The 11,632-nt window shown below is 71.3% G+C and carries 12 protein-coding genes; 8 read left to right on the top strand and 4 right to left on the bottom strand.

What is annotated here, in order from left to right:
• Positions 1 to 37: 37 nt before the first annotated feature.
• Positions 38 to 340: a hypothetical protein gene (locus ACQ0O7_RS29570; protein WP_430786615.1), complete on the bottom strand. Its 303-nt coding sequence runs from the start codon at positions 338 to 340 to the stop codon at positions 38 to 40.
• A 69-nt stretch (positions 341 to 409) separates the two neighbouring features.
• Between ACQ0O7_RS29570 and ACQ0O7_RS29565 the strand changes: the two genes are divergently transcribed.
• From ACQ0O7_RS29565 to ACQ0O7_RS29555, 3 genes are all read left to right on the top strand, one after another.
• Complete coding sequence (locus tag ACQ0O7_RS29565) at positions 410 to 1,708, top strand: serine hydrolase domain-containing protein (RefSeq protein WP_430786613.1); 1,299 nt, start codon at positions 410 to 412, stop codon at positions 1,706 to 1,708.
• Between the two features lie 13 nt (positions 1,709 to 1,721).
• Positions 1,722 to 2,444, top strand: coding sequence for a MerR family transcriptional regulator (locus ACQ0O7_RS29560; protein WP_430786611.1), 723 nt, complete (start codon positions 1,722 to 1,724; stop codon positions 2,442 to 2,444).
• A 371-nt stretch (positions 2,445 to 2,815) separates the two neighbouring features.
• Entirely contained in the window at positions 2,816 to 3,076 is a 261-nt protein-coding gene (locus ACQ0O7_RS29555) for a hypothetical protein (RefSeq protein ID WP_430786609.1), read from the top strand.
• A gap of 916 nt (positions 3,077 to 3,992) precedes the next feature.
• On the opposite strand, the gene ACQ0O7_RS29550 is transcribed toward ACQ0O7_RS29555, so the two are convergent.
• Positions 3,993 to 5,072 carry a sensor histidine kinase gene (locus ACQ0O7_RS29550; RefSeq protein WP_430786607.1) on the bottom strand — a complete coding sequence of 360 codons (1,080 nt, stop codon included), beginning with the start codon at positions 5,070 to 5,072 and terminating at the stop codon, positions 3,993 to 3,995.
• Entirely contained in the window at positions 5,069 to 5,728 is a 660-nt protein-coding gene (locus ACQ0O7_RS29545; protein WP_430786605.1) for a response regulator transcription factor, read from the bottom strand. The genes ACQ0O7_RS29550 and ACQ0O7_RS29545 overlap by 4 nt, the downstream gene beginning before the upstream one ends.
• A gap of 102 nt (positions 5,729 to 5,830) precedes the next feature.
• On the opposite strand from ACQ0O7_RS29545, the gene ACQ0O7_RS29540 reads away from it, so the two are divergent.
• Genes ACQ0O7_RS29540 through ACQ0O7_RS29530 form a run of 3 tightly spaced genes read left to right on the top strand, consistent with a single transcriptional unit; the run spans position 5,831 to position 8,615 of the window.
• Complete coding sequence (locus tag ACQ0O7_RS29540) at positions 5,831 to 6,703, top strand: S1 family peptidase (RefSeq protein WP_430786603.1); 873 nt, start codon at positions 5,831 to 5,833, stop codon at positions 6,701 to 6,703.
• A gap of 47 nt (positions 6,704 to 6,750) precedes the next feature.
• Complete coding sequence (locus tag ACQ0O7_RS29535; RefSeq protein ID WP_430786601.1) at positions 6,751 to 7,131, top strand: hypothetical protein; 381 nt, start codon at positions 6,751 to 6,753, stop codon at positions 7,129 to 7,131.
• Positions 7,128 to 8,615 carry a multicopper oxidase family protein gene (locus ACQ0O7_RS29530; RefSeq protein WP_430786599.1) on the top strand — a complete coding sequence of 496 codons (1,488 nt, stop codon included), beginning with the start codon at positions 7,128 to 7,130 and terminating at the stop codon, positions 8,613 to 8,615. Before ACQ0O7_RS29535 ends, ACQ0O7_RS29530 begins: the two co-directional genes overlap by 4 nt.
• A gap of 5 nt (positions 8,616 to 8,620) precedes the next feature.
• Here the strand turns inward: ACQ0O7_RS29530 and ACQ0O7_RS29525 are convergent, their stop codons facing one another.
• Entirely contained in the window at positions 8,621 to 10,324 is a 1,704-nt protein-coding gene (locus tag ACQ0O7_RS29525) for a putative bifunctional diguanylate cyclase/phosphodiesterase (protein WP_430786597.1), read from the bottom strand.
• A gap of 54 nt (positions 10,325 to 10,378) precedes the next feature.
• Between ACQ0O7_RS29525 and ACQ0O7_RS29520 the strand changes: the two genes are divergently transcribed.
• Together ACQ0O7_RS29520 and ACQ0O7_RS29515 are read left to right on the top strand one after the other, a co-directional pair.
• Positions 10,379 to 11,194 (top strand): helix-turn-helix domain-containing protein, encoded by an 816-nt coding sequence (locus ACQ0O7_RS29520; protein ID WP_430786595.1) that lies wholly within the window; start codon positions 10,379 to 10,381, stop codon positions 11,192 to 11,194.
• Positions 11,191 to 11,586, top strand: coding sequence for a hypothetical protein (locus tag ACQ0O7_RS29515; RefSeq protein WP_430786593.1), 396 nt, complete (start codon positions 11,191 to 11,193; stop codon positions 11,584 to 11,586). The genes ACQ0O7_RS29520 and ACQ0O7_RS29515 overlap by 4 nt, the downstream gene beginning before the upstream one ends.
• The last annotated feature ends 46 nt before the right edge of the window (positions 11,587 to 11,632 follow it).

Below are 11,632 nucleotides of genomic sequence, written 5' to 3'. Positions count from 1 at the left end.
GAACCGGGTCAGGATCGGGCCTCGAGCAGGTCGAGGGTCAAGCCGCCAAACGGATCAGGAAGTTGCCGCCGAGCATCAGCACGTCGGCGCCGGCCACCAGGGCCATGCTGCGGTTCAGCCGCTGGGCGGCCACCTCCGGTTCGAGGGAGCCGGACATGCCCTGGAGGGCGAGCACGATCGCGGCCAGCACCAGCGGGATCCCGCCGATCAGCAGGAAGCCCATCGGGAACGGGTCGTCGCTGCCGGTCACCAGCAGGGTCAGCATCACCGCGGGCACGATGCCGAAGAGGACCACGGCGAGTCCGGCGTACCAGCGCAGTGGCGCGATCGAGTTCGTCACCCGGGGAATCTTAACGACGCGGAATCGGGCTTGACCTTGCCCCAGGGGTAAGGCTCGACGATCGTTGGCATGACATTCGAGAAGCGCATCGCGGAATTCGTCGAGCAGAGTGGTGTCCCGGGTTTCGTCGCCGGGATCGAGCGGGCCGGGCAGCGGGAGATCGTCGCGCACGGGATCGCCAGCCTGGCCTCCGGGGCGCCGATGCGGGCGGACACCGGATTCCTGTTCGGATCCATCACCAAGATCATGACGACGGTGCTGGTGCTGCGGCACATCGACGACCTGGACGCGCGAGTCGTCGACCTGATGCCCGAGTTCCGGCTGACCACCGCGGGCGCCGCCGAGCGGGTCCGGGTCCGGCACCTGCTCGACCACACCAGCGGGATCGACGCCGACCTGTTCTTCCCGGAGGGGAGCCTGGCGACGTACGTGGAACGGCTCGGCCGGGAATGCGGCAGCCTGTTCGAGCCCGGCGAACTCGCCAGCTACTCCAACGGGGGGATGATCGTCGCGGGGCGGCTGCTCGAAGTGGTGACCGGGCGGGCCTACCACGACCTGCTCCGCGACGAGATCTTCGCCCCGGCCGGCATGACCACCTGCCTCTCCGCCGGCGAGGCCATCCTGCGCTCGACCGCGATCGGGCACTTCCCCACCGCCGAGGGCACCCGGCCGGCCGAGATGTTCATGCTGCCCGGCACCTGGGCGCCGGCCGGGGCGACCCCCATCGGCACCGTCGCCGACCTGCTGTCCTTCGGGCGGGCCGTCGGGGACGGACGGTTGCTGCCGGAGACGTCGGCGGCCCGCATGCGGTCCGTCTCGATCGATCTGGGTACGCCGGTGATGTCCGCCATCGGACTCGGCTGGCTGATCCGGACCGTCGGGGACACCACCGTGCTGACCATGTCCGGCGCGTCGCCGGGTGGGGTGGCGGTGCTGGCCGTGATGCCCGAGAAGGATCTGGTGTTCGCCGGCTTCGGCAACGATCCGCGGGCCCTCTCGCTGTTGGACGAGCTGGTGGAGTCGCTGGCCGGATCCCCGGATCCGGGCTCCTTCTCCCCCGTCCCCCAGGACCTTCGCCGGTACGAGGGGACATACCGCTCCGACCAGTTGCGCATCGATGTGCGGGCGGTCGGCGGGGAGCTGGAGGAGACCATCACGTACGAACCGTCCGATGCCGATCAGGAGCGGATCTTCACCGGGTTCGTCGGGGGGCCGTTCTCGGCGCCGCCGATGCGGTACGTGCCGGTCGGGGACGGACTGTTCGCCCCGGCGGGGATGCCGGTGTCCCCGCATTACCTGGTGGCGTACCTCCGTGGGGGTATGTACCGATGCTCCGGCGGGAGGATGACGCGCCGTGTCGATGTCTGACACTCTTCGTGGCATGAGCGGACGGCATCTGTTGACCATCGGGCAGGTCGCCTCCTACGCGGGGGCCAGCATCAAGGCGGTACGCGTCTACCACGATCGTGGGCTGTTGCCGGAGCCACCACGGGACGCCTCCGGTTATCGGCGCTACGGGGCGGACCACGCCGTGCAACTCGTCAAGATGCGGACGCTGGTGGAGGCCGGGGTGCCGCTCGCCCGGATCCGGGAGCTGCTCGACGCCGGCCCCGGCGAGTTCGCCGCCGCCATCGGAGACATCGACACCGCGCTGCAGGAGCGCGCCGAGCGGATCCGGGTCGCCCGCCAGCGGATCGCGCAACTGCACAGCGGGGATCGGCTGTTCGTCTCCGCCGAGGTCGCCGCCTACCTGGACCGGCTGCGTGCCCTGGGCGTCAGCGAGCGGACGGTCCTGCTGGAGCGCGAGCTGTGGATCCTGCTGCAGTCGGTGGCCCCCGCACAGGCCGCCGCGTGGGTGGCCGACAAGCTGGCGGCGATGGAGGACCCGGAGTTCCAGCAGCTGTACCGGGAGTACGACACGGCCTACGACTGGTCCCCCGACGATCCATGGCTGGCGTCGCTTGCCGCACGCACCCGGGACTGGTTCGCCGCCCGCAAACCGGAGGACAAGCCCTCGACCGAGACCACAGCCCTGCTCGCCACGGCCACCGCCGAGGCGGCGTCCCCGGCGTGGACCCGGATAGCCGAGCTGGCGGCCCAGTGAGGGGACCGACGGCCCTGGCCCTCTGACGGCGAACTGCGATAACCAGGAGAGAGGAGGTGGAAGCCATGATCACGTCATTCGACGGTCGTCAGTCAGCCGAGCCCCTGCCCACCATCGTCCCCTCGTCCCCGCCCCACGACGGTGTGCCACCAACGGCCGGCGTCGCGCCTGCCGTCATGCCCTCGCCGGTCTTCGGACCGCCGGCCGTTGCCGCTTCGCCGCCGGCCGCCGCGGCTCCGGCGGATTCCAGTGGGCCGCCGGTTATCGGCGACCGATCTGGCGACCCGCCGGCCGCGGGTTCTGAAGAACCGCCTGTCGCGGTCGGTGTCGTGCCGGTTCGGCACGGTGAGCGTCCGATCGGTGCCTGGATCGTGACCCCGGACGGAGTCGTCTACCGGCCGGTCGTCGATCTGGCCAGGATGACCGGGACCTTGCTGGCCACGATCGGTGCGATCGCTGTCGCGGTGGCCGTCAGCACCGCGGCGGCCCACCGCCGGCCAGAGATCGGCACGGTCACCATGGGCCCGGGCGGCTGGGTGAGTGTCAAACGGGCACCGACCCCACGACTACGTCCCACCGAGCGCCGCCCCTGGTGGGCGCACCTACTCGGCGCTCACCGCGTGAGGGTCTGACCGGTTCGTCCAGGACGAGCGCTCAAGGTCCACTGTCCTCCGACGCCGCCGAGTCCCGCCGCTCCCGCCGCTGATAGGGCGACCGGCGATGGGGGCTGCTGTCAGCCGGCGACGATGAGCCGTTTGCCACCGAGGAGAAGTCTTCTCGGCGCCCTGCCCGCTCTCCGTCAATTCCCCGCGCGACTGTCCACCTCCTTCTCAACCAGTCCGATCTTGGTGGATAACCACAGAAGAATCCTCTTCTCGGCCGCGGGCCCACCCGCGGCCAATTCCCCACGCGAATGCCCGCCTTCAAGCTTCACCCCGGCCGATCTTGGCGGATTAACCACCGGAAAGAGCCTTCGTCTCGGCCGCGGACCCGCCCACGGCCAATTCCCCACACGAATGCCCGCCCTCCGGCTCCACCTTGGCCAATCTTGGTGGATTTACCACCGTTTCCGGTGGTAAATCCACCAAGATCTCGACTGAGCGGGTCGCCCGCGCGAGGGATTGACCGCAAGTGATTAGGCGGCCGAGAAAAAGACTGAAAAGAGCCTTTTTCATGAGTCTCACGCAAGATCTTTGCAACCGGGTTCAGGGGCACGGACTCACAAGGATGCACACACGGCCGAACCCTTTTGTGCGCATTTCCAGCCTCACCAATGCTGGCCTGGGTGAGAAACAAGGTTGCAATGATCTTGATCAGAACTCACGACCAAGAGCCCTTTTTCTCGGCTGCTGGCCGCCCGCGATCAATTCCCCGCGCGAGTGCCCGCCTTCCAGCACCGCCCTGGCCAATCTTGGTGGATTTACCACCGGAAACGGTGGTAAATCCACCACAGTCTCGGCTGAGCGGGTCGCCCGCGCGAGGGAATGACCGCAAGTGATCGGGCGGCCCTGGAGAGAACCTGGAAATGGTGGCCTTGCGCCGGGGCATCTACGGCGGCGGGCCCGGCGGGAGGGTCACCTGGACCCGCAGGCCGTCGCTGCCGGTGGACGATGCGGTGATCAGACCCTGGTGGGCTTGCACGATGGATCTGGCGATGGACAGGCCCAGGCCGGCGCCGCCGCTGTGGTCGATGCGGGTGCCGGCCCGGCGGCGGAACGGCTCGAACAGGGCCGGCACGTCCTCGGGGGGCACGTCGTCGCCGGTGTTGGACACGGTCAGGGCGGGGGTGTCGCCGACCCGTACGTCGATGGTGCCGTCCCTGCGGTTGTATTTGACGGCGTTCTGCACCAGGTTGGTGACCAGGCGTTCGAGCAGGACCCGTTCGCCGTGCACGATGCGGGGGCGCAGGTCGCTGGTGATGGTCACGCCGGCTTCCAGAGCGCGTTTGCGGTGGCTGTCCAGGACCGCGGCGGTGATCTCGTCCAGGCGCAGTGGGGTGCGGGTCATCAGGCCGCGGTCGCTTTCGCTGAGCACCAGCAGGCCTTCGATCAGGCGTTCGTTGCGCTCGTTGGTGGCCAGCAGCTGGTCGGTGAGCAGTTCCAGCTGTTCGGTGGTGAGTTCCTCGGCCATGCTGACCTCGATCAGGGTGCGCTGCACGGCTAACGGGGTGCGCAGTTCGTGGGAGGCGTCGGCGGCGAACCGGCGCTGCGCCTCGTAACCGGTGGCGATCCGGTCCATCATGTCGTCGATGGTGCGGCCGAGGACGGCCAGTTCGCCGGTGCCGGGGCCGGGGCGCAGCCGGTGGCCGAGGTTCTGCGGGCCGACCACGCCGATGGCCGCGGTCACGTCGCGCAGGGGGCGCAGGCACCAGCGGACCAGCGGCCAGCAGGCGGCGAGCAGGGCGAGCAGGACCAGGCCGGAGAGCAGTAGTCCGGGGATGCTGGGCCAGCGGAACACGATGACGCAGGGCAGGGGGCTGTCGTTGTACGGCATGCCCACGCACCAGCCGGGGCCGATGTTGCGCCACACGTCCAGGATCAGGTCGACGATCAGCGGCCGGAGCTGGGCAACGACCAGCACGATCGCGCACAGGGCGAGGATGCGGCGGGCCGGGGAGCGGCTGGTCACGACACGATCCGGTAGCCGGCGCGGCGCACCGTGTGGATGGCCGGCGGGTCGCCGAGTTTGCGGCGCAGGGTCATCACCGTCATGCGTACCGTGTTGGTGAACGGGTCGGTGTGTTCGTCCCAGGCCTGTTCGAGCAGTTCCTCGCTGCTGACCAGGCGCCCGCCGGCCCGCATCAGCACGTGCAGCACGGCGAACTCCTTCGACGACAGGGTGAGCAGCCGGCCGTCGCGGGCGACGGTGTGCCGGGTGCTGTCGAGGACGATGCCGCCGAGTTCCAGGATCGGCGGCAGGGCGGGGCCGGAGCGCCGGGACAGCGCCTGCACCCGGGCGGCGAGTTCGGCGAACGCGAACGGCTTGGTCAGGTAGTCGTCGGCGCCCAGCCCCAGTCCTTCGACCCGGTCGCGGATGCCGGCGGCGGCGGTGAGCATCAATACTCTGGTGCCGTCGCCGGCGCCGACGACGTGGCGGCACACCTCGTCGCCGGTGCGGCCGGGCATGTCCCGGTCGAGGACCGCCACGTCGTACCGGTTGACGGTGAGCCGTTCCAGGGCGGCCTCGCCGTCGTAGACCACGTCGACGGCCATCGACAGCCGCCGCAGCCCTTCGGCGACCGTGTCGGCGAGCAGCCGCTCGTCGTCCGCGACCAGCACGCGCATGCGAGTCCCTTCGAAAACGCCAGGTTTCCACACCGAAGATAAGTGGCTCGTAAAGACCGTTCTGACGGTCGCCGGACGGTCCACCCGGAAACATGACCGGCCATGTTCACCAGGCTCTTCGTCACCGCTGTCGTGGTCTCCGCTCTCGCCGTGCCGTGGTCGCCGGCGCCGGCCGGGGCGATCGCGAACGGCACCGGCGTCAAGGACGGCGATCACCGGTTCGCGGTGCTGCTCACCATGACCGGGTTGCCGGCCGACGATGGCGGCACCCGGGACAGCTGGTGTTCCGGCGCCCTGATCGCACCCCGCTGGGTGATCACCGCGGGGCACTGTTTCCGGGATGCCGGCGGGCGGCGGGTGAGCCGGACGGTGGCCGAGCGCACCGTGGCCGTGCTGGACCGCACCGAGCCGCGCGGCCCGGGCGGGCGGGAGGCCGAGGTGGTCGCTGTGGTGCAGGCGGACGGCGCGGACGTGGCGCTGGCCGAGCTCCGCGATCCGGTCACCGGCGTGCCTACGATCCGGGTGGCAGGCGATCCGCCGGTACGCGGTGAGGTCCTGCGCCTGACCGGGTTCGGCCTGACCGGCGCCGACGGTGGCGGCTCCCCGCCGGATCGGCTGCAGACCGGGCTGTTCACCGTCGACGCGTTCGGCGATTCGCTGGTCGAGACGTCCGGCCGGGAGCCGCACCGGGACACCAGCCCGTGCCCGCACGATTCGGGTGGCCCGTATTTCCGGGAGTCCCCGGACGCGCCCCCGGTGCTGGTGGCGGTGGTCAGTTCCGGTCCCGGGTGCCCGCACACCGGCCCGGATCTCAGCGCCCGGGTCGACAACCTGGCCGGGTGGATCACGGAGACCACCACGTCACAGCGTTCCACCGTGCCGGTGGCGGCGGCCGGAGCCGGGGTGGGCGCGGCGGCCCTGGTGATCGTCTGGGCGGTGCTGCGGCGGCGCTCCGGAACCGGGGGTTCCCCCTAGGCACAGAACCGGATCCGATGATCACTCTCCGTCAGTACGGTACGGGGGTGTCCACAGTGAAGCGATGGCCGATCGTCCTCGTCCGGATCCTCGCCCTGACGATCCTCGTGCAGGTGCTGGCCCAGGCCGCGCTGGCCGGCGGGTTCATCACAGGGGAGGTGGGCTGGCTGACCGCGCACAGCGTCAACGGCTCCGTCGTCATGATGACCGCCATCCTGCTGTGGTGTGCGACGGTCCTGCTGTTCCGGCCGGGCCGTGGCCCGTGGTGGCCGATCCTGTTCAGCGCGGTCCTGTGGTGGCTGTGCACGATCCAGATCGGCATCGGGTCCGCCCGGATGGTCGGCATCCACATCTTCCTGGGCTCGCTGGTCCTTGCTCTGACCAGTGGTTTCACCTGGTGGGCACTGAGCTTTCGGGGGCACCGGTGAGCCTCACCCGGCGTGGCCTGCTCACTGTCACCGGCGCCACCGGCATGGCGATGATCGCGGGGTGCGGCCGCCCGGAGGACGGGCCGGGCACCGGTGAGCTGGTCACCAGCGAACTGCCGTTGCCGCCCCGTTTCCAGGTGGAGCTGCCGCTGCCACCGGTGGCCCGGCCGACTCGGGTCTCCGCCACCGCCGACCACTACACGGTGACCCAGAGAGCCACGGAGATCGAGATCATCCCCGGTACGCGTACCGGCATCTGGGGTTTCGACGGGGTGTTCCCGGGGCCGACGTTCCGGGGCCGCAGCGGCCGGGAGATGGTGGTGACGGTGCGCAACGAGTTGCCGGTGCCCACCTCGACCCACCTGCACGGCGGTGTCACCCCGGCCGAGTCCGACGGCTTCCCCACCGACCTGATCCTGCCGGCCGGCTACTCCCCGCCCCCGCCGGACCATCACGGCGCCGGCGGGCGCCACCACGACACCAGCCGCGACTACCGCTACCCGTTGAACCAGCCGGCCGCCACGCTCTGGTACCACGATCACCGGATGGACTTCACCGGTCCTCAGGTGTGGCGCGGCCTGGCCGGGATGTTCCTGGTCACCGACGCGCACGAGGAGTCGCTGCCCCTGCCCCGCGACGACCGGGACCTGCCGCTGATGATCTGCGACCGGGCGTTCGAGGCGGATGGTTCGTTCAGGTACCCGGCGCACGGCGGCGCCGCGATGCCCGGCGCCTTCGGCGACGTCATCCTGGTCAACGGGGCACCGTGGCCGCGTGCCGAGGTGGCCGCGGTCCGCTACCGGCTGCGCCTGGTGAACGGCTCCAACGCCCGCCGCTACCGGCTGCGGCTGGAGCGGGGCGCGCTGACCCGGATCGGCAGCGACACCGGGCTGCTCGCCGCGCCGGCGCCGTGCGAGGACGTGCTGCTCGCGCCGGGTGAGCGGGCCGACGTGATCGCCGACTTCACCGGCCTGGCCGCCGGCACCGAGGTCACCTTGCGCAACACGATCGGCGCCGGGCCGGCCGATGCGGTGATGCGGTTCGTGGTGACCGGGCCGGCCGCCGACGACAGCCGGATCCCGGAGCGGCTCGGCGACGTCGAGGTCCTTCACCGGGGTCTGGCGGTCACCGAGCGGCAGTTCGACTTCCGGTTCGGCGCGGGCCGGTGGCAGATCAACAACGTGCCGTACGATCCGGCCGGCAGCCTGTGCGCGCCCCGGCTCGGCACGGTCGAGTTGTGGCGTTTCACCAGCGACTTCCATCATCCGGTGCATGTGCACATGGCGCACTTCCAGGTGCTGTCCCGTGGGGCGCGCGGGCCGGAGCCGGCCGACGCGGGCTGGAAGGACACGGTGGACGTGCGGCCGTACGAGACGGTTCAGGTGCTGGTGAGATTCGCCGGCTATCGTGGCCGGTACATGCTGCACTGCCACAATCTGGAGCACGAGGACATGGCGATGATGGCCAACTTCGACGTGCTTTGAACCGGTCAGACGGGGCTGAGGCCGGGCGCCGGGGTGAACGCGTTGGCCGGCAGCGGGCGGCTGAAGTGGAAGCCCTGCAGCTGGTCGATGCCGAATCCGGTCAGGGTGCGGGCGGTGGCCTCGTCCTCGACCCCTTCGGCGACCAGGGTGAGGCCGAGCCCGTTGGCCATCCGGGCGACCGCTTCCACGATCACCTGTTCCTGCGGTTGTTCGTGGATGCCCATGATGAAGGACCGGTCGAGTTTCAGCTCGTCCAGCGGCAGTTTGCTGAGCAGCGCGAGGGAGGTGTAGCCGGTGCCGAAGTCGTCCATCGCGACCCGTACCCCCAGGTCCCGCAGGGTGGCCAGGCGCCGCGCGCTCTCCTCGGGCCGGGTCATCACCGCGCTCTCGGTGATCTCCACGATCAGGGCGCTGCCGGGCAGCCCGGTCTCGGCCAGCCGGCGGGCCACCGCGCCGACGATGTGGTCGGAGGTGAGCACCGGCGCGGCCAGGTTGACCGCGACCGGGACCGGCAGTCCGGCCCGGTGCCAGAGCGCGGCCTGGACGGTGGCGTCGGCCAGCACCCGGTCGGTGAGCCGGTGGATGACGTCGGAGCGTTCGGCCTGGGGCAGGAAGGCGCCCGGGTAGAGCAGCCCGCGCCGCGGGTGGGCCCAGCGGACCAGGGCTTCGAAGGAGACGATCTCGCGGGTCCGCGCGTCGACCAGCGGCTGGTAGTGCAGGACGAGTTCGCCGCGGTCGACGGCCTCCCGCAACTCGGTCTGGATGCCCAGGTCGGCGACGAGTGGTGAGGGCCGGGCCGGGTCCCACAGTTCGACCCGGGTGCGGTCGCGTTTGGCGGTGTACATCGCCGTGTCGGCGGCGGCGAGCAGCTTGTGCACCCCGTCCATGCCGGCCTGCCCGGTGTGTGCGACACCGAGTGAGGCCTCGACCGTGATCGGCACCCCGGCCACCGGGAACGGGCCCTGGATGGCGTGCAGCACCCGTTCGCCGATGTGCCGCAGCGCCTCCGGCAGGGCGTCCGGGCCGTGCATGGCGGTCAGCGGCGCGGTGTCGAAGAACAGCACGAACTCGTCACCGCCGAGCCGGTACGCGGCGCCGTCCGAGCACTCCCGCCGCAGTGCGCCGGTGACGTGCTGGAGGAGTTCGTCGCCGTACCGGTGGCCCAGGGTGTCGTTGATCTCCTTGAACCGGTTCAGGTCGATGATCGCGAGCGCGGCCGACGCCCCGTTGCCGAGGGCCGCGGTGACCGTCTCGGTGAGCATCCGCCGGTTGCCGAGCCCGGTCAGGTCGTCCTGGTGGGCCATCGTCTCGTAGCGCCGGCTCAGGTAGTCCACCAGCGGCCCGACCAGTGCGGTGCCGAGCCGGCCGTCGCCCAGGTCGACCACCACCGGCAGGCCCTTGCTGCCGATCGGCCGGGCCAGCGCGGCGCGGGCGGCGTCGTCCCAGGCGGTGTCGCCGGGCAGGACCAGGGCCGGCTGGTGGCAGAGCACGCGCAGGGTCTGCCGGTGCAGCAGCGGCCGGCCGAACCCGAGCCGCCCGGTCAGGGCGGTGTGCAGGTGGGCCCGGTCGAGCAGGAAGATCCGCCCGTCCACCCGGGTGACGATGCCGGGCAGGTTCTCGTCGTCGCCGAGCACCGCCTCGATCCGGGGGATGGCGGTGCCGGCGTCCCAGACGGTCGCGGGCACGGCGAGTTCCGCGAGTGTCGGCATGCCCCTGCGAATCGGCCGGGGCGGCGCCCGGCTGAGAAGTCCTACCCTGGGAGAATGCGCTGGGCATCGGTCGACGTCACCGTGGGGCGCGGGCCGCTGCCCGTGCCGGCGCGGATGGCCGGTTTCCGGTACCGGTCGGCGGCCCCGGTGGATCTGGCGATGATCGCGCACCCGGCGGTGACGCTGCTGTTCGACCTCAGCGGCGCCCTCGTCCACGACACGCCCGGCGGACGCCGGCACGGTGATCTGGTGGTGGGCCCGCTTCCCGGCCCGGTCCGGCTCTGCGGCCGCGGACCCGGCGAGGTCCTGCAGGTGCGGTTGGCCCCGGGCGTCGCGGCCGGCGTCGTCGGTGACCCGCTTGCCGGTACGATCGTCGCCCCCGCCGATCTGTGGGGCCGCGACGCCGCCCTGCTCACCGAACGGTTGCAGGCCACCGGCTCGTGGCCGGAGCGGTTCGCGCTGGTGGCGGGGTTCCTGGCGGCCCGGTCGGTGCATCGCGGCGTCGATCCGGAGGTGGCGCACGTGTGGCGCCGGATGCTGCGGACCGGGGGCCGGGCCCGGGTCGGCGACCTGGCGGCCGAGGTCGGCTGGAGCCGCCGGCGGCTGTGGCAGCGGCATCGCGCGCAGCTCGGCGCCACCCCGAAGCAGGCGGCCCGGCTGATCCGGTTCGACCGCGCCGCCCATCTGCTGGCGGCCGGCCGTTCGCCCGCCGTGGTGGCCGCCCTGGGTGGCTACGCCGACCAGTCGCACCTGCACCGGGACACCCGCGAGTTCAGCGGGCTGACCCCGGCCGGGGTGGCCGCCGCCCCGTGGCTGGCGATCGACGACGTGGCCTGGCCGCACAGAATCTCTTCAGGATCCGGTGGTTGACTGTCGCCGTGACCATGTCCCCGCCCCGTTCCGGCCGTGTGCCGGTTGCGCTGGCGGCCGTGGTCATGCTGGTTCTCCTGCTCGCCGCCAGTGCACTGTTCTCCGCGGCCAGCGAGCACCACGCCCGTGACGGTGTCGCGCCCGCCGGGGTGGTGCACCTCGCCGGGCAGACCTTCTGCGAGCCCGGCAGTCCCGGCCATCAGGTGCACGGTCACCAGCACGGCAACGACTGGGCGCCGAACCCGGAGCCGCGTCCCGGCCCGGCCGGTGAGCTGACCGAGGTCGCTCTGATGCCGGTCGTGGTGACCCACGCCGTTGCGGTGACCGAGGTCGCCGTCACCGAGATGCCGTCCGGCGTGGATCCGGAGAGGTCCGGCCTCCTGCGGGTGTAGCAGACCCCGCACGCCCGTTTTTCCCGGTTTTTCACACCCTCTTGGA

Source organism: Actinoplanes sp. G11-F43 (genome assembly GCF_050589265.1).
Lineage (GTDB): Bacteria > Actinomycetota > Actinomycetes > Mycobacteriales > Micromonosporaceae > Actinoplanes.
The sequence above is the reverse complement of the archived record's forward strand: the minus strand, read 5'-3'. Positions and strand labels throughout refer to the sequence as shown.

Bases quoted from the DNA above. Each gene is read 5' to 3' on its own strand.
- ACQ0O7_RS29565 (WP_430786613.1), top strand. From the start codon at position 410: ATGACATTCGAGAAGCGCATCGCGGAATTCGTCGAGCAGAGTGGTGTC.
- ACQ0O7_RS29545 (WP_430786605.1), bottom strand. From the start codon at position 5,728: ATGCGCGTGCTGGTCGCGGACGACGAGCGGCTGCTCGCCGACACGGTC.
- ACQ0O7_RS29525 (WP_430786597.1), bottom strand. From the start codon at position 10,324: ATGCCGACACTCGCGGAACTCGCCGTGCCCGCGACCGTCTGGGACGCC.
- ACQ0O7_RS29520 (WP_430786595.1), top strand. From the start codon at position 10,379: ATGCGCTGGGCATCGGTCGACGTCACCGTGGGGCGCGGGCCGCTGCCC.
- ACQ0O7_RS29560 (WP_430786611.1), top strand. From the start codon at position 1,722: ATGAGCGGACGGCATCTGTTGACCATCGGGCAGGTCGCCTCCTACGCG.
- ACQ0O7_RS29540 (WP_430786603.1), top strand. From the start codon at position 5,831: ATGTTCACCAGGCTCTTCGTCACCGCTGTCGTGGTCTCCGCTCTCGCC.